This window comes from Bacillus sp. RO1 (genome assembly GCF_012524115.1).
Taxonomy (GTDB): Bacteria; Bacillota; Bacilli; order Bacillales; family Bacillaceae_I; genus Sutcliffiella_A.
Map to the genome: position 1 here is coordinate 1 of NZ_JAAZWB010000078.1, position 23,290 is coordinate 23,290.

The window sequence follows — 23,290 nt, forward strand, 5'->3', positions numbered from 1 at the left end:
TCTCTACTCCTTTTTCCTCTTCACAAAGGTCTTCATCACGTCCATGAGAACCTCTCTACTCCATTTTCCTCTTCACAAAGGTCTTCATCACGTCCATGAGAACCTCTCTACTCCATTTTCCTCTTCACAAAGGTCTTCATCACGTCCATGAGAACCTCTCTACTCCATTTTCCTCACACCAAGGTCTTACCTACATGAGGACCTCCCTACTCCTTTTTTCTTATCCCCCATATCTTCATCTAAACGTCAAGAAATACCCTTACGACTACTCCACCATTCAATTATTTTGTCAATTCCAATACTATAAAAAAGCCTGCCCAGAAAGCCTAGGCTCTCCAAACAGACTTACATCATTATAAATTCTTCACAAAATCAGCCAGTATCGGCGGAAATTCCTCAAATGAGAATTTCACATTCAACCTTTCCGTCCATTGATGAGGGTCCTTCCCTACTGGTCCCAAGTTGAACACCGGCATCTGCAATGCTTCCATATTTGCAAAAGGTAACGAGTATGTCGCCCCGTAAACCGGAATATTGAATGGTAAACGGTCTTTTGCCGAAAAGTCCCCTTTGCCTATGAAACTCAAATCGCATAAGCCCGAAAAATAGCGCTGCTCATTAAATTCAACATTCGCATTCACTTTCCACTTCTGAATGAATCTGCGTGCAGAATCCAGTAGCTCCTGATTGTCCGTTGCCACCGCTGGATAGTATGGAGGTGCAAAAAACAAAATAATCATTGGCCCTAAATCCTTACAAAGCGAGGCGACTTCTTCTACAACTTTGATGGACTGCTCCCTTTCATCTAAATGCAAATTGGATACAATCACCGAAGAAATTCTCATGTCCATTTCCTGATCCCCATGGATGGCTTTTGCCTTTTTCAGAATTTCTTCATAGGTATATACCGTTACGTCTACAGGCATTTCGGTAAAAGACGTAAACCGCTTAAACTGGTCGGCTTTCCCTTTGCAAAATTCATTGATATTCTTAGCCGCTTGTTTTGCAATTCGAAGGAAATCTGACTCCCAATCTGTCAGTGACTTTTCCATAAAAAGGACATTGTATAACGTCACCGCAGTGTGTGGAATCTGCACGGAATATTCCATTTTCAAATCCTTTTGTATCAAGCTAGTAGGGGGTGGTGTAACTTCCGCACCTACCTGCTCACACAAATCCGTATTCCACTCCATTAATTTTTGAATCTCTGAAACCATCAAGTTAGCATTAAGTCCAGCCAACGGCTCACCCACATGCGTTTCTTTTCCGTAGCAGAAAAAGCCGGGCAATAATTTACCTATTGCGCCAGTATAAAGATAAAGGTTGTTGTCACCAGGGTATTTTTGAAACATCGGTTCCGAATTGACGCAAGCCTTATAATTCAAATCATGCGTGGAAGCCAGATCAGCCAAAGCAGGCAATGCCTGAAGCATCCCTTGAGAGTTCACCTCTTCATCTGGGACTGCCAATAAAAGCAGGTTCACATCCCATTTCTCGTCAATTGCTTTTTCCAGGAGAGACATTTGCAGTGCCAGTCCCGCTTTCATATCCATGACCCCTCTGCCAAACAACCAATCTCCTGATAAAAGATGTTCTTTTGCTTCAGCAGGAAGTGCATCGGCATTGTTCTCTAGTTCCCGGGTCAGCTCAACCGGTTGAAAGGCCAAGTCCTTTAGGAAACCATAATCCTCAACCCCTACCACATCAAAATGACTGACAAGCACAATCGTTTCTTTCTTCTCTGATTGCTTCACTAAAGCGGTTACAAAAGAACGACCATCCTCCATACGATGAAGCTCAAGATTCCCAGGGTTCTCTTGGAAATAATCCAGATGATTCAGTTGATAATAAATAAAGGAAGCTAAGCGCTTCTCTTCCCCGGATAATGTCACACTTCCGTGCTGGACAAGGGATACAAGTAGATTTGTCAACTGCTCTTTCGTTTGCCAGTGCATCTCCCATCCTCCTCTAGTTAGTAATATTTTGCTCCTATCATACTACTAATTTTAGAAAATGAACACCTATCTTTTGGTGGGAACAAAAACGTTTGATATAATATTTTAGGAACTCGAAATATATAGGAGGAGTAACTTATGAATTCAGCATTATTTTCCCCATATACAGTAAAAGGCGTCACACTGAAAAACCGAATTGTCATGTCTCCAATGTGCATGTATTCCAGTCATAATGAAGACGGGCATGTTCAAGATTGGCATATGACTCACTATGTATCCCGTGCAGTTGGCCAAGTAGGGCTGATTATGGTGGAAGCAACAGCTGTCCAACCACAAGGCCGCATTTCTCCACAAGACCTTGGAATTTGGAACGACGAACATATTCAAGGCTTCCAAGAATTAAATAAACAAATCAAGGTCCATGGATCCAAAACTGCCATCCAGCTTGCTCATGCAGGAAGAAAGGCAATGGTAGACGGAGACATCTATGCACCAACCGCGTTGGCATTTAACGAAAAAATGAAAACTCCTGTGGAAATGTCTACAGAAGACATAAAAGAAACAATCGCTGCATTTGTGGAAGGTGCAAAACGTTCCAAAGAAGCTGGATTTGATATTATTGAACTTCACGGTGCTCATGGATATTTAATCAATGAATTCCTATCACCTCTTACGAACAAGCGTAAGGATGAATACGGTGGAAGTAAAGAAAATTGCTATCGCTTCCTTGGTGACATCATTGATGGTGTAAATGAAGTATGGGACGGACCTTTATTTGTCCGTGTATCAGCTAATGACTATCACCCTGAAGGCTTAACAGCTGAAGACTATGTAACCTATGCAAAATGGATGAAAGACCAAGGGGTGGATTTAGTGGATGTTAGCTCTGGTGCGGTGGTGCCGGCAGCGATTGATGTGTATCCTGGCTACCAAGTTGGCTTTGCAGAAACGATCAAGTCCGGTGCAGACATTAATACTGGCGCTGTAGGACTGATTACTTCTGGTTTGCAAGCGGAAGAAATCCTAAGAAACAATCGCGCAGATCTAATCTTTGTTGCAAGAGAACTCTTACGTGACCCTTACTGGCCAAGAACAGCTGCAAAAGAACTGGGTGTGGAGATTGAATCCCCTAAACAATATGATCGTTCTTGGTAAGACAAACGGCCACTCTTCGTGAGTGGCCGCTTTTTTTTAATGGGATGACTCTAGTAGGTTTTTCTTTTCTTCTTTAACAGAACGCAACTCTTCTTCCATTTGATCTCGCTGGCCTTTCAAGCTTCCAAGCAACCTGGAAACTCTTCCAATAATCTGAGACGTCTGGTCATAGCTTTCCGTAATTTTGCCATGTACCATCCAATCGACAATCAGCCCGTCAAAGAAGTAATCAGCAAAAGTCAGCATCCCGCCCACCTCAATAGTGGAATCAAAATGATGCTTTATATCGAGTAATTCATCTTGAAAAACTCGTAGCTTATTTTGTGCTTGATGAATATGTTTTTTTGCTTCATCCAAGCGACTGTGCTTCATCGCAGTCGAAACCATTCCGCCGCCGAACATATCAAACGTGGACCATCCTTTTGCAGAATCTAATGAAGATAACGCTCGCTCCAAAGCATGCAATGCCAATTGGCCGGCATCAATAGCTTCATGGTATTCATTTAAATTTGATTGCAGGTCCGCCTCTTTATCGGCCAAGTCAAATAATTTTACACTCCAAACGGAATTGGAGTCATAAATTAGTTTTTCTTTTTCCCGAATAATTTTCTCGTATCTGACAGAAGAGTTAGCAATGGGTGTTAAAAGCGCTTGAAACTCTGCCAACTCACCTTCTACGTCCTCTATTGTCTCAACCGCTTCCGTATATTTTAGTTTTGCCGCAAGTACTTCCTTTTGTTCTTGATCCAGCTTCTCAAACTTTTTGCCAGTCAAGGAGTAGAAAACACTTGTAAGTGTAAAGCGTTCAAGGCGAGCAACATCCTCTTCTTCTTTTTCCAACAATGACTTTAACTGACTTCTTTTCCGCTTTTCTTCTGTCAAATATGTATTTAACCTTTCAATATGCTCTTCGTACTTTGCTCTCTTACGCAGGTTGTCTTTAACTTCTAATAACTCTTGATTTAAATCCGCGAACAAAATAATCCCCCCTAATTTCTACCTATATAATTTACGTTTAAGGATTGATTAAGTTTCACTCTCATTCACATGCCAACCCCTTTAATGTATGAAGCTATTTGATTGTCATCAAACTCGTCCATAAAAAATCCTCATCAAACACTTCAGCCGGCTGCGAAACCTTTACCATTTCCCTAAATTCCAGAATATTAAAGGATTCCATGAATAGACGCTTTAATCTTTCTTCTGAATAGCCGATCCCTCCATTCATGCTTCTTTGTGCATAAACATCCCAGTCAAAAGTCACTGATGCACCTTTTGCATTAAAGCAGACCAATCCAAAGTGACCTCCTTTTTTAAGAGCTTTCCTTATCGTTTCTATGTAGCTCAATCGGCGATGAGGGGCAAGGTGATGGAACAATCCGCAATCATAGATAAAATCATAAGTATGGGGTTCAACTTCAAACTCAAAAATAGAGGATTGTTGAAAATTAATAGACACATTTTCAGATAGGGCACGTTCTTTGGCCCAGGTCAATGCATTTTCTGAAATATCTATGGCATCTACTGCACAACCCTTATTTGCTAGATAAATTGCATTCCTTCCTGGTCCACATCCAATCTCTAACACTCGTTTAGGGAATAAACCTTTCTCAAAATAGGATACTAGATTTTCATCCGGACCGTTCACTTGGAAAAATGGGATCTCCTTGTTTCTGTCCTCATAAAAATCATTCCAAAAAGCTCTAGGCTCTCGTAAAAGTCCGTCTAACATTTGAAAAAGATCTTCATTACTGATAATTTCTTTAGCCATTTCCACTCCCCCTTACCTTATATGTAATATTGTACCAATACACTATCCATCCATTGTTACAACATCTTTAAAGTTAGGTGAAATAGCTATAATTGCAAACCTGTATCACCTATAAAACTCTTATTTACCGCAACTATATTTGCCCTATCTTTCTTTAAGAAACACTAATGGACCTACAAGGGTAGGGACACACTAAATGATGTTCTACCCCGCCTAAATTCATCCTGGCAAATGATAGATTATCACTCTCTGTAACAATCGTAATATAATTGTAATAAAACTATTAAAAAGAACGATTACCTCGAGAGTAATCGTCCTTATTACTTTATTTTATTTAATAGTAATTTCATCAAAGTCATTTACCACTACCGTGTTAGAAAATATCTCTTTCGCCTCTTCCATTAAAGAGAGAACATCCTCTTTCTGATATCTAGCACTTATATGAGTAAGCAATAATTGTGATACACCGGCCTCCCTAGCTACAGTTGCCGCTTGTACAGTAGTGGAATGAAAATACTCCTTTGCAAGCAATTCATCCTTTGCTGCAAAAGTTGCTTCATGAATTAGAACATCCGCAGCTTCCGCTAGTTCAACAGAAACAGGAGTATACCTTGTATCCCCAAGTATTGTAATCACCTTCCCTTTTTTAGGAGGACCGATATAATCAATTCCTTCTACTATTCTCCCGTCAGAAAGGATGACGTTTTTTCCCTCTTTTAGGTCTTGGAGGTGTGGGCCAGAAGGAATATTGCTTTGCTTGACCTTATCCATCAATAAAGCCCCAGGCAAATCTTTTTGAACGATTCGAAAACCAAAGGAAGCAATTCCGTGGACAAGTAATTTCCCAATTATGCTGAAGTCCTCTTCTTCCAAAAATAATCCATCTTCTTCAAACTCTTTAATCACTATGGGATATTTCACATGCGTCATACTTACACGCAAAGAAGTTTCAATATAATCTTTTATCCCTACTGGTCCATAAACCGTCAAAGGTGTTTCCCCGCCTTGAAAAGAACGGCTGCTCAACAATCCTGGCAAGCCAAAGATATGATCTCCGTGTAAGTGGGTGATAAATATTTTGGAAATCTTTCTAGGTTTTAATGATGTATGTAGTATTTGATGCTGAGTTGCTTCTCCACAATCAAAGAGCCACACAGAACCCTCTTTATCATCTATATGTAATGCCTGCGAAGATACATTTCGGTGCTTTGCAGGAACACCAGAACCTGTACCTAAAAATGTTAGTTTCATATTCATCCGCTCCTCTTGTTCCATTATACTCAAAAATGAAAATTTCCATAATACAATCATTGAATATAGTACAATGATAGTATCACGGAAAAAGGAGAATGGATGCTATGGATAACATTTCTACAATCGTATTTGACCTGGACGGAACTCTTTATGAGGACACTCATCATTTTCAGTATTATGCCGATCTTCTAAAAAACAAATTGCCTGCGGAAGTACAGTCCAAGTTTGAAGAAGACTATAAAGCTATACAAGCAGGTACACATACGCTTAAGATGGGTAGGGTGTATGATGCTAAAAAGGATCTAATTCTCTCACATATTGATGGCAAGGTATCTAAAGGCTGGACTTGGGATGGAGTGGAAGTATTACAAAAAGAACTTACTTCTTATTATCCTGACACTCTTCAATTTGACCTGTTTGATATGCTAAGTATCGGGGATTTATGGTGGGTACCAGTTTCCATTGCCAAGCACTACGGATTAAGCAGCGAGGAAGCATATGCGGCATTTCTTCAAACAAGAGAACATATGATGACAGATGATTTCGTGTTAGAACCATTAGCAGAGTTTGCTACTGTATTAGAAAAACTTCATAAGAAATACACCTTAATTCTTATGACAAATAGCCCACAGACAGACAGCGATGTCATATTGAAAAAACTCGGATTCACTTCTTACTTCCATGATAAAATTTACGAGGCCAATAAACCGGTAAATACAGAAGACCGTCTTTCATACATATCTCAACAACACCATGTTCCTTACAAACAAATATTGAGCGTGGGTGATAACTACATAAATGAAATCCTTCCTGCCGCACTATTGGGTTGCAGTACAATTTGTATCGATCCATTTGACCTTTTTAAAGAAAGTGAAGCAACCTATACAGTTACAGGATTAACAGAGCTTTCCATACTACTAGATAAATCCTTTTTGAAATAACACTTCTTCTCGGTGTTATTTTTTTTGAATAAAACTCTTGCTTTTAGAACGTTTGTTCGATTATAATAAAAACAGAACAAATGTTCTGAAAACTAATGAGGTGATACTAATGAAGTTAATCCAACAATCTTTCTACGTCATTTTAAAACTATTGGCTGTTTCCGGTTTTGCGATTCTCTTTTATGTGATGATGACAGATAAGACAAGCAATGCCCCTATGTTCATGCTGAGCTTAATGACGTCTCTTAGTTTAATTGCAATCCCTGGTATGAAGAATGTAATCAATAACTACGAAGAGACTCATCATGAATCCTGATCCTTATTCTGTTTCCAAGGAAACTGCACTCCAAATTGCAAAAAGATTGATCCATTATAATGTTACTAATGACTTGGATATAATCAGCTCCGTAGTGGATGTCTGTAAAGAAGATGTCGTTGACTACCTCAAAAAGCCAACAAAATTTAAAAAAGCCCTGCAATCGAACATCACAGGACCAGGTTAATCAGTTATTATTCTTTTGTTCTTCTACTGGAATCTCTGGGATAATAACTGGTGCAACTCCTCCACCACCGCTTCCACTTTCATGATAATACATCGGAACTTTTCCTGGTATCACTAAATCTCCTATTTTAACAGAGTTATTTATTTCCATTGGCTGTTCTACCAACGGAATGATAATGTTCATCTTCACACTTACATTTACATAGACCTCTATAACTGTATTATTTATTCCCGTTTCAATAACTTTCGTCTCAACATTCGAGATAACATCTCCTAGGATTTCAAACCGCACCGGTATTTTGGGACCAAGATTGGAAAAAAGGGTCGTTTTGGTTGCCATCCCCAATGGAACCTTATAAACAATCCCATTCTGCTTTTTTGACTCTTCGTAATCTATGTTCAAATCATTTTTATATGATTCCATTCCTTCAAGATTACCTTCTTCTAGAAAGTCCAGATACCTTTGAACTCGTAATGTAGTTTCTGAAATGACTGTGTTGACTACTTTGTGATTAGTACTAAATGCAACATGATCTGTTCCTTCATTCAGAACGATAATTAATTCCTCGGGATTTAAACTGTTTGCAATTTTCTTTGAGACGGCATCATTAATAGCTTGTGTTGCAATCTGACGTGCTTTCGTTTCTGCTATACTCCTTAAACTGGGCTCCAAATTTTTATTGATAATGATCAAACTAAAAACCGTCAAAATATTAAATAAAATAAACGTAATCAAAAACACGTACTTTAATGGTAGTGGCCCACTTTTCAATAGGGAAGTCCGACGCATTCTTCTCATAGTTGCAATCCTCCTCCCCTTATATATATATGACTGTTGGACAGATTATTAATCATTTTTTTAGTAGTCTCTGTTAAAGTGGACCGTGAATTTATAAGTTTTCTAGCTACTGATTGGAGCAAAAGGCGTAGACTCCTGCGGGGGAGGAGCGACATTGTTAAGACCTCCAAGCGTTGTGAGGAGGCTCAAGGTCGCCTCGCGGAAAGCGTAGCCATTTGCGGAAATCAGCAGCGGTGTTACAAAGCCATATTTATTTGACATAAAAAACCTGCAACCAATATGGTTTACAGGTTTAAAACTTACTCCAAAAAATCCTTCTGAAAACTAGTCGTTATTTTAGCCTTTGAGCCCGCATCCGCAGTATTCTTATTCTTAATACCCCTTTTAATAATTCCCTTCCCAAATTTATCTTCTAGATCCTGAAGGGTTTTATGCAACGGTTCTTTTTTGGCATCCTCTTGAAACGTAAAAAGGTCCAACTGTTTAACGGAATCATCCTTTTCCACAAGTTCTTGAGCAGTTACACCCAATAAACGTACAGGCTCTCCGTCCCAATGCTTTCTAAGCAAAAACATAGCAGCTTTTTTTATATCACTTTCACCTTCTATGGGGTTTGAAAGCTTTCGGCTCCTTGTCACAGTATGACGAATACCATACCTTATCATTAGCTGAATGTTATGGCTGAGTACTGATTTCCTCTTCATTCTTGCACTGACAGAAGACGCAAGCTTCTCAATGGTCTTTTCCAACAAACGTTCATCGTCTGAATCTTTTGGTAAGGTAGTGGAGTTTCCGATACTTTTAAATTCAGAGACACTATCGGGATCAACTGGGCGATTATCCTCACCATTTGCTCGCTTTTTAAGCCTCTCTCCATTAATACCAAGCAGATGTTTTAGTTGATAATCATTGCCTTTAGCTAATTCTCCTACTGTAGTGATATTGATTGTCTTTAATTTTTCAGCCGTCTTGGCCCCTACACCATGCATTTCACCCACATTCATTGGCCAAAGGATTTTCTCGATTTCTCTTTTCCTAAGGATAGTAATTCCCATCGGCTTTTTCATATCTGAAGCCATCTTCGCCAAAAACTTATTCGGTGCAATTCCAATACTACACGGCAATAATAACTCTTTGTGCAATCTCATCTGGATTTCCTCTGCAATTTGTAAGGGTGTTAAATGTCCAGAATAATTCGTGATGTCTATGTAACCTTCATCGATGGAAACCGGTTCAACCAAGTCTGTATACTCTCTTAACAGATCAAACATGGCTTGGGAACTTTTTCTGTACCTATCAAAGTTTGGTTTTCGCACAATAAGATGAGGACATTTTTGTCTTGCCTCCCATAGGGGCATCGTTGTTTTTACACCAAATGCTCTCGCTTCATAGCTACAAGTGACGATGATGCCTCTTCGCTCTTCTACATTTCCCGCAATTGCTACTGGCTTCCCCATAAGCAAGGGATCGTATGCCATTTCAACAGATGCATAAAAGCTATTCATATCCACATGGAAGATTATTCGGTGTCCTTTTGTTGTTTTTCCACTCATACAATCCACCCTAAACTTCTCGGCCTATTTTAATTAACAACCAGCTTTGTCAGAAGTTCGCTTAATGCTTTTAGTTCATCAGTATTTAATGATACTTTTTCAAGAAATTTGTTTGGGATACACTCTACCTGTTTGTTTAAGTCCTTTCCTTTCGGAGTAAGAGTTATCACAACACTTCGTTCATCTTTTTTAGAGCGACTTCTTGTAATTAATTGATTGGTTTCCATACGCTTTAACATTGGAGTTAATGTACCTGAATCAAGCATTAGCTTTTTACCTAACTCCTTCACAGAAATGGCATCCTTTTCCCACAATACCAAAAGTACTAGGTACTGAGAATAAGTTATTCCCAACTCATCTAAGTAAGCCCTATATAATTTCATCATTTTCTTTTCTGCGGAGTAAATTTTAAAGCAAAGTTGATTATCTAGTTTTAGGTTGCTATCCATACATATATCTCCTTTAAATCTCAATACTACTATTGTACAACTCACTTATCTTTTACACAAACTCCTTTTACACAACTTATTAGTTGACTAAGTCATTAATGGACGATATGATAGTGAATAATTAAGTTTTGCACAATATAATTTTAAACAATCAAAAGGAGTGGATTTCACATGGATGCATTATACACTGCGAAAGTAACAGCATCAGGCGGTAGAGCGGGAAAAATTAAAAGTGAAGATGGGACTTTAAATATTGACCTTGCAATGCCAAAATCATTGGGTGGGACAGGAAAAGAAGGCGCAACTAACCCAGAACAACTCTTTGCAGCAGGATATTCCGCTTGTTTTGACAGTGCACTAAACCTTGTTGCCCGCCAGGCACGCCAAAAAATTGAATCAGAAGTAATTGCAGAGGTCTCTATTGGTAAAGATACTGATGGTGGTTTTAAATTGGCTGTCGTTTTAAATGTGAGCATAAGTGGTGTTACTCAAGAAGAAGCAGAAAAGCTTGTTAAACAGGCTCATGAAGTTTGCCCTTATTCAAAAGCTACAAGAGGAAACATTGAAGTTGAATTAGTAACTAATACCTAAGAGTATTTTTACTTCTATAAATATCTAAAAAGACCACCGGCGATAAAGGCTGGTGGTCTTGTAAGAAAAACTTATTTTTGTTTGAAATTCTATAAAGTAGAAGCTTCTACTGCATCCTTGATATGGTGGATTTTTTCTAGGGTACCAATTAATTTATCAGGCTCGATAATTGCAATTAACCGACTATTAAGATTCACCATCCCACTTATATACGGAGAGGACTGTAACGCCAACACATTTAAATCCTTAATAACCTCTTTTTTCACATCTAGTATTTCCTTAGCATCTTCCACTAATAACCCTGCAGAAAGATCTGATGTTTGTACCACAATTAAGCGCGTTTTATCATTCACTTCAACTGTACCAGAAAATAAAATATGCTTCACATCTAGAACTGGTATTAATTGACCCCTTACTTTCATAAGGCCTTTTAAATAAGCCTCCATTTCGGGTAGTGCAGTAACGGTTCCAAGCCTTTCAATGGAAACCACATATTCCACCGGTATACCATACTCTTCTTGATTTGCTTCAAAGATTACTAGTTTTTGGGATTCCATGACTTTTCTCCTATTCACCTTTTTTATCTATTATAAAACAAGGTATATAAAAAAGCTTGGCATTCACCAAGCTTTCCAAACTTTATTTTGCTACTTCTTTCATGATACTAACAACCAGTTCAGTTGTTTTAATCAATTCTTCTATTGGCATTCTTTCATTTGTCGTATGAATTTCTTCGTATCCAACTGCAAGATTGACTGTTGGAACGCCAAAGCCTGCGATAACATTTGCATCACTGCCTCCGCCGCTACGTTGTAGTTCAGGCGTTCTTCCGATCTCCGTAACCGCACGCTTAGCCACTTCCACCACATGATCGCCATCAGCAAATTTGAAACCTGGGTACATAACGTCTACCGTTACTTCCGCACGGCCACCCATGTCTGCTGCAACGCTTTCAAATGCATCCTTCATTTTTGCCACTTGCGCTTCCATTTTTTCAGGAACTAAAGAACGTGCTTCTGCTAAAATATCCACACGGTCGCACACGATATTTGTTGGACCGCCACCTTCAAAACGTCCGATGTTTGCAGTCGTTTCTTCGTCAATACGGCCCAATGGCATTTTGGCGATGGATTTAGCAGCAATTGTAATCGCAGAAATTCCTTTTTCCGGTGCAACTCCAGCATGAGCCGTCTTACCGTATATCGTTGCTTTTACTTTAGCTTGTGTTGGTGCTGCAACAATAATGTTTCCAACTGTTCCATCGCTATCAAGGGCAAAACCGAATTTCGCAGTTACTAAAGCTGGATCTAGAGCTTTTGCTCCTACAAGACCGGATTCTTCACCGACTGTGATGACGAACTCAATTTTTCCGTGTTCTATGTTATTTTCTTTTAGTACTTTCACCGCTTCAAGCATGGCAGCAAGTCCTGCTTTATCATCAGCTCCAAGGATAGTCGTACCGTCAGTCACAATGTAACCGTCTTTAATGGATGGTTTGATTCCCTTACCTGGAACCACTGTGTCCATATGGGACGTGAAATAGATGGTATCGACACCATCTTTTGTTCCTTCAAGTGTACAGATTAAGTTACCTGCACCATGTCCCGTTTCATTCATGGTATCATCTTCTACTACATGGACACCAAGAGCAGAAAATTTTTCTTTTAATACTTTGCAAATTTCTGCTTCAAATTTTGTTTCTGAGTCCACCTGTACAAGCTCTAAAAATTCTTCGACAAGTCTGTCTCTGTTAATCATATGTATGTTCCTCCTACTACTTTTTGAATCCCATCCTATTATAACCTATTCATGTGATTTTTTCCTTGATCAACCTAATTATTCGGTAAAGTAGCGGTATCAAATTCTTGGATAGACCTTCTATATTCATCGTAACGCTCTGTAAAAGTATTACTGGTATATTCTTTGATTGTTTTTCTCCAAAAAGCCTGAGCTGGATAGTTATTTTCAATCTGGAAAATTTGCCATTTACCAGGGAACATAGAAAACAGCTGTTGAGAAGCTATTGTTCCCACCCCTTTTCCATGAAACTTTCTCAGGACAAAAAACTCTTCTATTACGTTTGGTGAATCTCCTTGTCCCTCTTCAACCAAGGCAAACCCGGCAAGTTCTTCTCCAGATTTAATAAAATACGCATGATACTCATTGTTATTCCAATACTTGTCCAGATCAAATGGTTTATACTTTCCATCCGATTCTAAAGTAATTTGTTTATTAAATCTTGTGAACTCGTATATATAAAATTGAATAATATTATGAAGAACTTCTTCCTCGGCTTGACTTACTTTTACCAGATTAATCATGTCATTCTTCCCCTTTTTAGCTTAAAAAGATAGTAGGCTTTTTCCACCTACTATCTCTTCTGATGAATTATAGTGGGATATTCCCGTGTTTTTTATATGGTCTTGTTTCCTTTTTATTGCGAAGCATTTCTAGTGATTGTATCAATTTAATCCTTGTCTCTCTTGGATCAATCACATCATCTACCATTCCTTGGCTTGCGGCGACATATGGGTTGGCAAACTTTTCACGATACTCTTCAATCTTCTGGGCGCGTGTCTCTTCTGGATTATCACTCTCATTGATTTCACGGGCAAAGATGATGTTTGCAGCTCCTTGAGGACCCATTACAGCAATTTCCGCATTCGGCCATGCAAAGACAAGGTCGGCACCAATGGATTTACTGTTTAGGGCTACATATGCGCCTCCATAAGCTTTTCGCAAAATCACGGTAAGCTTTGGTACAGTCGCTTCTGAATAAGCGTAAAGGATTTTCGCACCATGACGGATGATCCCGCCGTGCTCTTGTTTTACGCCTGGAAAGAATCCAGTAACATCTTCAAACGTAATCAACGGAATATTGAAAGAATCGCAGAAACGAATGAATCTGGATGCTTTATCAGAAGAATCTATGTCAAGGCCGCCTGCCATCACTTTTGGCTGATTACAAACAAGTCCTACGACTTCTCCCTTCAGTCTTGCCAATCCAACTACGATATTTTTTGCAAAATCTTTATGAACTTCCATGAACGATCCTTCATCCACGACCTGGTTGATGACAATTCGAACATCATAAGGTCTGATTGCGTCAAACGGGATGGCATCTGCTAAATCTGGACGATAGTCATCACCTTGTTCACAAGAAATTCTTTCCGGCTTTTCTTCATTGTTTTGTGGAAGGTAACTTAGCAGATTTCGCACCTGTGCCAGCACTTCTTCCTCCGAAGAACTGGAAAAATGTGCATTGCCGCTTATCGCGTTATGTACTTTTGCTCCACCAAGGCCTTCTGAACTGATTTTCTCCCCTGTTACCGTTTCAATTACCTTTGGTCCCGTGATAAACATTTGACTCGTCTTTTCCACCATGAATACAAAATCAGTAATTGCCGGGGAGTAAACGGCACCGCCAGCACAAGGTCCCATAATCACCGAAATCTGTGGGATTACTCCAGAATAGATGGAGTTTCTATAAAAAATGTGACCATATCCATCTAAAGAAAGAACACCTTCCTGAATTCTTGCTCCCCCTGAATCATTCAAGCCGACAATCGGCGCACCATTTTTCGCTGCCATATCCATGACATTGGCAATTTTCTTTGCATGCATTTCCCCTAGGGCTCCACCAAATACCGTGAAGTCTTGGGAAAATAGATAGATTGGTTTGCCGTTCACTTTTCCATAACCTGTAACGACCCCGTCTCCAGGACCTTTTTTCCCCTGCAATCCAAAGTCATTGCAACGGTGTTCAATAAATGGATTAAGTTCTACAAAAGTCCCCTCATCCACCAAAAGCTCAATTCGCTCTCTTGCAGTTAATTTCCCTTTTTCATGTTGCTTATCAATGCGATCATCTCCACCGCCAAGTTCTACTTCGCGACGTTTGTCATATAGCTCGTTTATTTTTTCATAGATATCAATTGTCATGTTGTTTCGCCGCCTTTTCACAGAATTCTACCAGTACGCCATTGCTTGCTTTTGGGTGCATGAAAGCGATATTCGCTCCTCCTGCCCCGATTCGGGATTGCTTGTCAATCATCGGAATTCCCTTTTCAACCATTTCTTGAATTCTGTCTTCTATAGAATCTACACTTAAGGCTACGTGGTGAATTCCTTCCCCACGCTTTTCGATAAACTTGGCAACCGGACTATCCGGGGAGGTCGGTTCCAATAGCTCCAGCTTGCAATTTCCGGCATTGATAAATGCCACTCTTACCCTTTGCTCCGCTACATGTTCCACGGCTTCAAAGGTCAACCCCAAAGTCTCTGTATAAAATGGAAGCGCTGTCTCAATGGAGCTTACAGCGATCCCAATATGATTTACATTTTTAATCATGCCAATCCCCCTTGTTGTATGTCCCCTAACTATGACTCTATAACATTTCGACTTTTTGTGCAAAATTCCTTCCTTTTTCGTCTAGAATCCTAACTTGAGAAAGAATTGAAATCCATGTAAAATAGGGATAGTAGAATAAATGGGGAGTGAATGAACTCAAATGATGAATCGCAAATTCCAAAAGGTTGTCGTATATTTAATGATCGGCGTTATGCTTATTACGACACTATTAGCTGGAGCTTCCATGTTTTTTTAATAGATTGGCAAACAAAAACGAGCCAGAGATTATTCTTGACTCGTTTTTTTATTAGCTGTAAAGCTTTAAAAGGGAGTCAATATTGAACAGAAAAGCTACAAACACAACATTTATAAGCAATGTAATGATATATTCTTTAGATTCCTTAATATAAATATATTGGATGATTGCCTGAAGCCAAAACAGAAGGGTAAAAAAGATAACAAAGAGAAGCTTCAGTTGAAGTATACCTGTTTCAATAACGGCCGGGTACATAATAAAAATTAAAATGGCACAGATAATTCGGCCGAGCATATCGATTTTCTTTCCTTTTGGATCTGTTAGCTTCGCACGTTTTATTCCCAGTAACTTTCTTACAACCACGTCAATAAAAACCAGTGCAACTGCAATTGTTAACATCAACCACACAAAAGTCATACCAACACCACACTCCTATAAACTCTTCTAAATTGCGCAATTAGTACCAACATAAAAGGGACTTCTGATTCTCGGGTTCTCTTCACAGAGGTCTTCACACGCTCTATCAGGACTTCTCTTCCTCGATTTCCCACTAGCAGAGGTCTTTATACGCTCTATGAGGACTTCTCTTCCTCCGGTTCCCACTCGCAGAGGTCTTCATGCGCTCTATCAGGACTTCTCTTCCTCCGGTTCCCGCTCGTAGAGGTCTTCATGCGCTCTATCAGGACTTCTCTTCCTCGATTTCCCACTAGCAGAGGTCTTCATGCGCTCTATCAGGACTTCTCTTCCTCCGGTTCCCGCTGACAGAGGTCTTCATGCGCTCTATCAGGACTTCTCTTCCTCCGGTTCCCGCTCGCAGAGGTCTTCATGCGCTCTAGCAGGACTTCTCTTCCTCGAGTTCCCTCTAGCAGAGGTCTTCATGCGCTCTATCAGGACTTCTCTTCCTCCGGTTCCCTCTCACAGAGGTCTTCATGCGCTCTATCAGGACTTCTCTTCCTCCGGTTCCCACTCGCAGAGGTCTTCATGCGCTCTATCAGGACTTCTCTTCCTCGATTTCCCGCTCGCAGAGGTCTTCATGCGCTCTATGAGGACTTCTCTTCCTGCGGTTCCTCTTCCCAAGAAAATCTATCTCTTAGTAATACGTATACGTAAGAAAATACCTAGAGTTTCATTTATTTTCCAAAAATTAAAAACCGAACCAATTCGGTCCGGTTAGCCTTAGAAATCTAGCATCCTTGGAATAAAAAACACAGCGTCAGCCCAATAGGTAATAATCATCAGGATGAAAATTCCCATTATTAAAAATGGAGTGGTAGCCTTTATTAGCTTCTCGATTTTCACATCCGCAATGGAGGAGACTACAAACAATCCAGTACCAACAGGCGGTGTTAAAAGTCCAATGGTCAAATTGATACATATGATGACTCCGAAATGGATTGGATCAATCTCAAATGCAACAACAAGAGGCATTAATACAGGAATTAAAATAATTAATGCGGCAATGCCGTCTAATACCGCGCCGAGCAATAGAAGCATCAAATTAACCATCAATAAGAACACTAGAGGGTTTTCTGAAATGCTTAACATGCCGTCCGCTACAAGTTGTGGAATTTGTTCAAATGCAATCATCCAGCCAAAGATGTTTGCCATCGCAATAAGAAACGTTACGGTGGCGGTACTTATTACCGTGTTCATCAAGAGCTTGGGAATACTCTTCAGTTTTAATTCTTTGTAGAGAAACATACCTACTACCAGAGCGACAAAACATGCGACGGCAGCCGATTCTGTCGGGGTAAATGCACCGCTTAAAATACCAAAGATAATGATAAATGGAACACTTAATGCAGGGATGACATACAGCCCGTGATGTAGAATATCTTTAAATGACGCACGGTCACTTTTGGGGAAATTATACTTATAACCCATAAAGGCAATGAGACCAATAAAACCTAAACCATAAATGATTCCGGGGATTATTCCTGCCATGAATAATCCACCTATGGAGGTGCCAGAGAGAGTCCCATAAATGATGAAAATCATGCTAGGAGGAATGATGGGGGCAACAATGGAGGAGGCAAGGGTGAGCGCGGAGGAAAACTCTCTTTTATACCCTTCTCTTTCCATTTCCGGGACCATAACCTTACTCATCATCGCTGCTTGAGCATTCGCGGAACCTAATATGGACGCGATAAACATATTAGATATGATCGTTACGTATGCAAGGCCACCTCTCACGTGACCAATTAATGTTTTGGAGAACTTTACGAGCCTTGTGGTAATTCCACCGCTATTCATCAATTCGCCCGCGAGCATAAAGAGTGGGATTGCCAAAAGTCCGAAATTTTCTAACCCCGAATACAGTCGCATTGGTGTAGATTCTAGTAGTACCGGGCTACCTACAAGTAGGAAGTACAAAACAGTTGTCATACCTAATACGAGAGAGATAGGAATACCAATCAGTAAAAATACAAAAAACAAGAAAATTACTAGTATCGTCATTCTACTTTCCCCTCCCGAAAAACAACTAAAAAGTTAGTAAAAATATGGAACGCTGCACACGTAAGCCCAATTGGCACTGCGCTATATGGTATCCACATGGGTAACAGAATACCACTGGATTTTTGCAAAGCTACATTAGGGGATAGTATCCATGAGTAGGTATAATAAAGAATTATGAAAAGAAATAACAGCATACATATTTGGCCGATTAAGGTTAATGCCTTACTAATTTTTGTTGGCACATACTCCAGGAATATTGAAACAGAAGCCTGGGACTTATATTTCAGTCCCAAGCTACCTCCAATAAAGCTGATCCAGATTAATAGAAAGATAGATACTTCCCCGGCCCATGATAAGGGGGAGTTCAGGAAGTATCGGAAGGCAACTGATAATGTTATGATAACCGCCATACACAACATTAAAAATGCACCGAGAAATTTCTCGACTTTGGCTATTCCGTCGCTGACTCTCATCATTCTTGTGACTTCCCCCTTCAAATCTTATTTTCTATACGTGTCAATAAATTCTTTAATTAGAGGATCTGAATCTTTGTATTTTGCATCAAACTCTGCAATCTGGTCTGCAAATGCATCCGCAGGGATATCATAAATTTTCATTCCATTGTCACTTAGTGTTTGCCTGAATTCTTCTTCCTGCCCAGAGCGAGTGTTTACTGCAAAATCGGTAGCTACCGTCAGTGCATCACGAACTAATTTTTGGTCTGCTTCAGACATACCCTCAAATGTAGATTTATTTACGATGGCAACGGATGGCCAAACCATATGGTTGGTAACAGCTCCATATTTTACGACTTCATAATATTTATTAGTGATGGCAGCATCCAAATCCATGTCCATACCATCAATCACTCCAGTTTGAACGGCTGCATAAACTTCAGGAAGAGGCAATCCTTCAGGAGAGGCACCTGTAGAACGATAGAAATCTTGCATCGGCGGACTTGGCGTAACACGTAATTTTAAACCGGCCATATCTTCCGGGGAAGTCACTTCCTTGTCTTTAAATAACATGACACGTTGACCGGCAAACAGATAATCCAATCCAACAAGACCTTGTTCATCCAATGTAGCCAAAATTTTCTTAGAAACATCAGAGGTCCTAGCTTCATGTGCTGCATTGATATCTTCAAATGCATATGGCATAAACCATGCGGCAAAAGAAGGAGAGCGGGAACTCATATAGGCTGCCGTGATCAAACCAAAATCTACGGATCCTGCCTCAATCTGTTGAACCATATCTGCCTCTGTGCCAAGCTGGCTTGCTGGATAGATTTCCACTTTCATTCTTCCATCTGATTTGCTTTCCAGTTCTTCTGCAAATTTTTCTGCAGCCTGATGCCACATGTGGTTGGTTGGGGTAATATGTGCTAATTTAAAGGAATATGTCTTACCTGTTTCATCTCCACTTGCTTCGTCTCCTCCACATGCTGCAAGCAACAAAACCATTGACATGATCATCATCATTACTATACTTTGTTTTAGCTTTTTCATCGTTCTCCCCCTTTATTGTCCTTATTGATCAAGTTGTGCCTTTGTAACACCGCCTGTTCCCCAATTTTCTTTAGGTATCTCCATAAGCAACACCCTCACTTGTTCAGGAGCAACTCCAAGGGTGTCAGTGATGGCTTTGCTGACATTTTGAATCAGTTCTTGTTTTTGCTCAACACTTCTACCTTCCAACAAATGAATGTGAGTAATCGGCATATTGGTTCTCCTTTACAACTCGACGTTCAATTTCAATGTTCCTAACTGATCATAATGAACCTCTACTACATCCCCGTTGTAGACATTAATTGCTTCCGTAATACCACCAGCAAGGACCACCATTCCAGGTTTGACTGAAAGCCCTTCCCGATCCAGCATTTTCACCAATTCCACAATAGACTTCACAGGATGATCCAATACCGCCGCTCCCACTCCTGATTGAACCGTCTCCCCATTTCTGGTCATTGTTACTCCAACCTTATCCCAGGATGTAAAATATGGGGAAAATGCTTGATTTCCTAAAAAGAACTTGGAAGATGATGCATTGTCTGCCACAACATCCTCTAGAGTAAAGGAGAAGTTACGATATCTGCTGTCAATGACCTCTATCGCAGGGAAGATGCATTCTGTTGCCATCCAGACATCACGAACGGTGATTTGATCTCCTTTTAGTTCTTTGTTGAGAATAAAAGCAAATTCAGGCTCCACTCGCGGATGAATGAGATTACCAATATGTAAGGTAGGTTCCGTCAATTCCATTGAAGATGTTAATCTACCATAAATGGCCTCCTCGACTCCCACCGACAATTGTTTAGCCTTACTAGTCAATCCCATCTTCCAACCAATTAATCTGTCTCCATTATTTATTGCCTGATCCATGCTCAGTTTTTGAATTTCATAAGCATGCTCCACATTCATGTTCGGATGAGTAAGTGTGATTTTATCCATCTCTTGTCCATTTTTTTGGTGATCTGCCACATGTTTTGCAATTTGAAGTAAGTCCAATTTAGATCCTCCTCTTAAGCCTTTACGGTCTTTTTGGCCATCTCGGCAGCAATATCGACAATCATATCCTCTTGTCCCCCGACTACTTTTCTTTTGCCCAACTCTATTAATATATCTTTTGCATCTACATTGAACTGTTTTGCAGCTTTGTTAGCATGAACCAAGAAACTTGAGTACACGCCTGCATATCCGAGCAGTAGGCCTTCCCTTGTGATTTCTTGTGGCTTCTGCAAAATAGGGGCGACAATCTCCTCTGCCACATCCATCATTTTATATACATCAATACCAGTCTGTATATCCAGCCTGTCAAGAACAGATACCAACACTTCTGTCTGTGTATTACCGGCACCTGCCCCAAGGCAACGAATGCTCCCATCTATTCTGGTTGCACCTTGTTCAATAGCTACTAATGAATTGGCCACCGCTAATGAGAGATTGTTGTGGGCATGGAACCCAATTGGTATATCCAAGCTATTTCTCAAACAATGAACTCTTTCTTTTACTTGATGTGGTAAAAGAGCCCCCGCAGAATCAACCACATAAACCACGTCCGCTCCATAGCTTTCCATCAAGCTTGCCTGTTCGAGCAGCTTTTCTGTTGGTGCCATATGAGACATCATCAGAAAGCCAACTGCTTCTAAGCCAAGTTCCTTTGCAAAAGAAATATGCTGCTTAGACACATCCGCCTCTGTTACATGGGTAGCAATCCGGGCTATTTTGGCACCACGGCTTGCTGCTTCTTTTAGATGTTGAACGGTACCTATGCCGGGAAGCAACAAGACGGCTATTTTTGCCTTCGTTACAACATCTGCTGCAGCACTAATCAGATTCATTTCATTTGTATGTGACAATCCATATTGAAGGGAGGATCCTCCAAGCCCATCACCATGGGACACTTCAATAACAGGGACATTCGCATCATCTAATGCTTTGGCAACACTTTTCACTTGCTCAACGGTAAATTGATGACTGATAGCATGGCTGCCATCCCTTAAAGCAACCTCTGTAATCCATACATCACGTTTCAATCTTTTAGCCTCCCCTCTCTTATGTAGCTTTAACTGCTTTAATTCTTTTTCCTACCAATCTATTAGCTTTTTCTTCTCCCACTTTTACTGCTGCTGCAGTCATGATATCAAGGTTACCTGAGTACTCTGGCAGGTAATCCCCCGCTCCCTTTACTTCTATGAAAATACTGACCTTATTTCCATCAAATATTGGGTCAGTGCGTAGTCTATAGCCAGGTACATATTCTTGAATTTCTTCTACACGTCTAGCTACCGCAGCACTTATTTGTTCTTCTTTTCCTTTCAAATTTTGTACTTGGCAGTAAACAGTATCTCTCATTAAAATTGGCGGTTCTGCAGGATTAAGAATGATAATGGCCTTGCCATTTTTAGCACCACCTATTCTTTCAATGGCACGGGCTGTAGTGGTAGTAAATTCATCAATATTCATACGTGTCCCTGGACCAGCACTTTTGCTTGCAATGGTTGCAACAATTTCCGCGTACTCCACCTGACACACTTGACTGATAGCATGAATGATAGGAATCGTTGCCTGTCCACCACAAGTAACCATGTTTACTACAGGTTCGTTCAAATGTTCCAGCAGATTTACTGTCGGAACGACGAAAGGACCTATAGCTGCAGGAGTTAGATCGATGAGATGTTTCTCCGTTTTTTTCAGAGCCTCTGCATGCCTATAATGGGCTTTGGCAGAGGTTGCATCAAAAAGGATGTCTGCAAGGTCCGGCTTTTCCAGAAAACCATCCACTCCATTGATGATAATGGTATGTCCAAAAGCCTTTGCCCGTCTGAGGCCGTCTGAATGAGGATCTATGCCAATCATGGCAGTCAGTTCCAGGAGCTTGGAACGATGAAGTTTAAGCATTAGGTCTGTACCAATGTTTCCTGAACCGATAATCGCTACTTTCACTTTCCCCAATGCGTACTCCCCCTTTCTTTATCTAAAGTTTACTTTTACTTCTCCGAGTGTTTGGAATTTGGCTATAAATTTATCTCCTTCTCCTGCGTTTACTGCCGCGGATAAAGCACCCGACAGAATCACCTCATTGGCTCTCAATCTGATTCCAAATTCGGATAGTTTGTTAGCAAGCCAAGCAACACAATAGGCGGGATCTCCTAAAGCCGCTTTACCGATACCTTCATTGATTAATTGCTCATTCTTATAAAAGGCCATCTTTTCTTCCTTAAGGTCCAGTTGATGTGGGGAGATCTTTTTTTCACCTAGTACGTACAGGCCTGAAGAAGCATTATCCGCTATCGTGTCACATAGTTTAATTTTCCAACCTGCTACGCGACTGTCGACAATCTCCAATGCAGCCATTACATATTCTGTAGCATCCAACACATCCTCCACCGTCACATTAGGTCCAGTTAGGTCTTTTTTTAAAAAGAATGCTATTTCTCCCTCCACTTTCGGTTCGAGAAGCTGCCTGCGGGAAATGACCCCATTATTATTCACTTCCATTGATTGAAGGAGATGACCATAGTCGGGTTCGTTCACCCCAAGTAGCTGCTGCATGGCCAGTGAAGTTAGTCCGATTTTTTTCCCACTGATTGTTTCCCCGTTGTCTAGCTTCACCTGAATGTTATCGAGTTGAATAGTATATGCTTCTTCCACAGTTAAACTTGGGTTCATTTCTGTTAAAGGCGACACGCCTTTTCTAGATTTCTCTGCCTTCAATAACAGGTCAGATAAGTTTTTAGTTTGAATGGTCAATTTT

The 23,290-nt window shown here is 40.3% G+C and carries 27 protein-coding genes; 6 read left to right on the plus strand and 21 right to left on the minus strand.

Translation table 11 applies throughout. The features are described 5' to 3' along the window. Positions 1-353: 353 nt before the first annotated feature. Positions 354-1,955 (minus strand): M20/M25/M40 family metallo-hydrolase, encoded by a 1,602-nt coding sequence (locus HC179_RS12605; protein ID WP_168864621.1) that lies wholly within the window; start codon positions 1,953-1,955, stop codon positions 354-356. Between the two features lie 138 nt (positions 1,956-2,093). Between HC179_RS12605 and namA the strand changes: the two genes are divergently transcribed. After that, positions 2,094-3,110, plus strand: coding sequence for an NADPH dehydrogenase NamA (namA, locus tag HC179_RS12610; RefSeq protein WP_168864622.1), 1,017 nt, complete (start codon positions 2,094-2,096; stop codon positions 3,108-3,110). A gap of 36 nt (positions 3,111-3,146) precedes the next feature. Here namA and HC179_RS12615 read toward each other — a convergent pair whose 3' ends face one another. From HC179_RS12615 to rnz, 3 genes are all read right to left on the minus strand, one after another. Continuing rightward, on the minus strand, positions 3,147-4,088 hold the full coding sequence (locus tag HC179_RS12615; protein ID WP_168864623.1) for a hypothetical protein: 942 nt from the start codon (positions 4,086-4,088) through the stop codon (positions 3,147-3,149). A gap of 94 nt (positions 4,089-4,182) precedes the next feature. Further along, the gene (locus tag HC179_RS12620; protein WP_168864624.1) at positions 4,183-4,881 is read right to left on the minus strand and encodes a class I SAM-dependent methyltransferase; all 699 of its coding nucleotides are present in this window, start codon (positions 4,879-4,881) and stop codon (positions 4,183-4,185) included. A 330-nt stretch (positions 4,882-5,211) separates the two neighbouring features. After that, positions 5,212-6,132, minus strand: coding sequence for a ribonuclease Z (gene rnz / locus HC179_RS12625; RefSeq protein ID WP_168864625.1), 921 nt, complete (start codon positions 6,130-6,132; stop codon positions 5,212-5,214). Between the two features lie 107 nt (positions 6,133-6,239). On the opposite strand from rnz, the gene HC179_RS12630 reads away from it, so the two are divergent. The 3 genes from HC179_RS12630 (at position 6,240) to HC179_RS12640 (ending at position 7,579) form a co-directional block, all read left to right on the plus strand. Continuing rightward, complete coding sequence (locus HC179_RS12630) at positions 6,240-7,076, plus strand: HAD family hydrolase (RefSeq protein ID WP_168864626.1); 837 nt, start codon at positions 6,240-6,242, stop codon at positions 7,074-7,076. Between the two features lie 109 nt (positions 7,077-7,185). Then, positions 7,186-7,392: a hypothetical protein gene (locus HC179_RS12635; RefSeq protein WP_060666442.1), complete on the plus strand. Its 207-nt coding sequence runs from the start codon at positions 7,186-7,188 to the stop codon at positions 7,390-7,392. Beyond that, a complete protein-coding gene (locus HC179_RS12640) occupies positions 7,382-7,579 on the plus strand; it encodes a hypothetical protein (protein ID WP_168864627.1) in 198 nt (65 codons plus the stop codon). Before HC179_RS12635 ends, HC179_RS12640 begins: the two co-directional genes overlap by 11 nt. On the opposite strand, the gene yunB is transcribed toward HC179_RS12640, so the two are convergent. From yunB to HC179_RS12655, 3 genes are all read right to left on the minus strand, one after another. Further along, a complete protein-coding gene (yunB, locus tag HC179_RS12645; RefSeq protein WP_168864628.1) occupies positions 7,580-8,377 on the minus strand; it encodes a sporulation protein YunB in 798 nt (265 codons plus the stop codon). It lies immediately after the preceding gene. A gap of 299 nt (positions 8,378-8,676) precedes the next feature. After that, on the minus strand, positions 8,677-9,930 hold the full coding sequence (locus HC179_RS12650; RefSeq protein ID WP_168864629.1) for a DNA polymerase IV: 1,254 nt from the start codon (positions 9,928-9,930) through the stop codon (positions 8,677-8,679). A 29-nt stretch (positions 9,931-9,959) separates the two neighbouring features. Continuing rightward, a complete protein-coding gene (locus tag HC179_RS12655; RefSeq protein ID WP_168864630.1) occupies positions 9,960-10,379 on the minus strand; it encodes a MarR family winged helix-turn-helix transcriptional regulator in 420 nt (139 codons plus the stop codon). A gap of 171 nt (positions 10,380-10,550) precedes the next feature. Here HC179_RS12655 and HC179_RS12660 point away from each other — a divergent pair, with 171 nt between their 5' ends. Then, positions 10,551-10,970, plus strand: a complete 420-nt coding sequence (locus tag HC179_RS12660) for an organic hydroperoxide resistance protein (RefSeq protein ID WP_168864631.1) — start codon at positions 10,551-10,553, stop codon at positions 10,968-10,970. 89 nt (positions 10,971-11,059) lie between these two features. Here HC179_RS12660 and HC179_RS12665 read toward each other — a convergent pair whose 3' ends face one another. The 5 genes from HC179_RS12665 to mce form a co-directional block, all read right to left on the minus strand. Beyond that, positions 11,060-11,527 (minus strand): chemotaxis protein CheW, encoded by a 468-nt coding sequence (locus tag HC179_RS12665; protein WP_168864632.1) that lies wholly within the window; start codon positions 11,525-11,527, stop codon positions 11,060-11,062. An 82-nt stretch (positions 11,528-11,609) separates the two neighbouring features. Further along, the gene (locus HC179_RS12670; protein WP_168864633.1) at positions 11,610-12,728 is read right to left on the minus strand and encodes a tripeptidase T; all 1,119 of its coding nucleotides are present in this window, start codon (positions 12,726-12,728) and stop codon (positions 11,610-11,612) included. Between the two features lie 74 nt (positions 12,729-12,802). After that, on the minus strand, positions 12,803-13,291 hold the full coding sequence (locus HC179_RS12675; RefSeq protein ID WP_168864634.1) for a GNAT family N-acetyltransferase: 489 nt from the start codon (positions 13,289-13,291) through the stop codon (positions 12,803-12,805). Between the two features lie 67 nt (positions 13,292-13,358). After that, positions 13,359-14,912, minus strand: a complete 1,554-nt coding sequence (locus tag HC179_RS12680) for an acyl-CoA carboxylase subunit beta (RefSeq protein ID WP_205825316.1) — start codon at positions 14,910-14,912, stop codon at positions 13,359-13,361. After that, positions 14,902-15,321, minus strand: a complete 420-nt coding sequence (gene mce, locus HC179_RS12685; protein WP_168864635.1) for a methylmalonyl-CoA epimerase — start codon at positions 15,319-15,321, stop codon at positions 14,902-14,904. Before mce ends, HC179_RS12680 begins: the two co-directional genes overlap by 11 nt. 160 nt (positions 15,322-15,481) lie before the next feature. On the opposite strand from mce, the gene prli42 reads away from it, so the two are divergent. Next, positions 15,482-15,577 (plus strand): stressosome-associated protein Prli42, encoded by a 96-nt coding sequence (gene prli42 / locus HC179_RS12690; RefSeq protein WP_010194162.1) that lies wholly within the window; start codon positions 15,482-15,484, stop codon positions 15,575-15,577. Between the two features lie 51 nt (positions 15,578-15,628). On the opposite strand, the gene HC179_RS12695 is transcribed toward prli42, so the two are convergent. From HC179_RS12695 to HC179_RS12735, 9 genes are all read right to left on the minus strand, one after another. Next, positions 15,629-15,994, minus strand: coding sequence for a DUF4181 domain-containing protein (locus HC179_RS12695; RefSeq protein WP_168864636.1), 366 nt, complete (start codon positions 15,992-15,994; stop codon positions 15,629-15,631). Positions 15,995-16,753: 759 nt separating this feature from the next. Then, entirely contained in the window at positions 16,754-18,034 is a 1,281-nt protein-coding gene (locus tag HC179_RS12700; protein ID WP_168864637.1) for a TRAP transporter large permease, read from the minus strand. Further along, positions 18,031-18,510, minus strand: a complete 480-nt coding sequence (locus HC179_RS12705) for a TRAP transporter small permease (RefSeq protein WP_168864638.1) — start codon at positions 18,508-18,510, stop codon at positions 18,031-18,033. The genes HC179_RS12700 and HC179_RS12705 overlap by 4 nt, the downstream gene beginning before the upstream one ends. 24 nt (positions 18,511-18,534) lie before the next feature. Next, the gene (locus tag HC179_RS12710; RefSeq protein WP_168864639.1) at positions 18,535-19,542 is read right to left on the minus strand and encodes a TRAP transporter substrate-binding protein; all 1,008 of its coding nucleotides are present in this window, start codon (positions 19,540-19,542) and stop codon (positions 18,535-18,537) included. A 21-nt stretch (positions 19,543-19,563) separates the two neighbouring features. Then, positions 19,564-19,755: a 2-hydroxymuconate tautomerase gene (locus HC179_RS12715; protein WP_168864640.1), complete on the minus strand. Its 192-nt coding sequence runs from the start codon at positions 19,753-19,755 to the stop codon at positions 19,564-19,566. Between the two features lie 12 nt (positions 19,756-19,767). Next, on the minus strand, positions 19,768-20,541 hold the full coding sequence (locus tag HC179_RS12720; protein ID WP_168864641.1) for a 2-keto-4-pentenoate hydratase: 774 nt from the start codon (positions 20,539-20,541) through the stop codon (positions 19,768-19,770). Positions 20,542-20,555: 14 nt separating this feature from the next. Beyond that, entirely contained in the window at positions 20,556-21,569 is a 1,014-nt protein-coding gene (dmpG, locus tag HC179_RS12725; RefSeq protein WP_168864642.1) for a 4-hydroxy-2-oxovalerate aldolase, read from the minus strand. A 19-nt stretch (positions 21,570-21,588) separates the two neighbouring features. After that, positions 21,589-22,488: an acetaldehyde dehydrogenase (acetylating) gene (locus HC179_RS12730; protein ID WP_168864643.1), complete on the minus strand. Its 900-nt coding sequence runs from the start codon at positions 22,486-22,488 to the stop codon at positions 21,589-21,591. 18 nt (positions 22,489-22,506) lie between these two features. Next, positions 22,507-23,286 (minus strand): 2-keto-4-pentenoate hydratase, encoded by a 780-nt coding sequence (locus HC179_RS12735; protein WP_168864644.1) that lies wholly within the window; start codon positions 23,284-23,286, stop codon positions 22,507-22,509. Positions 23,287-23,290: the final 4 nt, after the last annotated feature.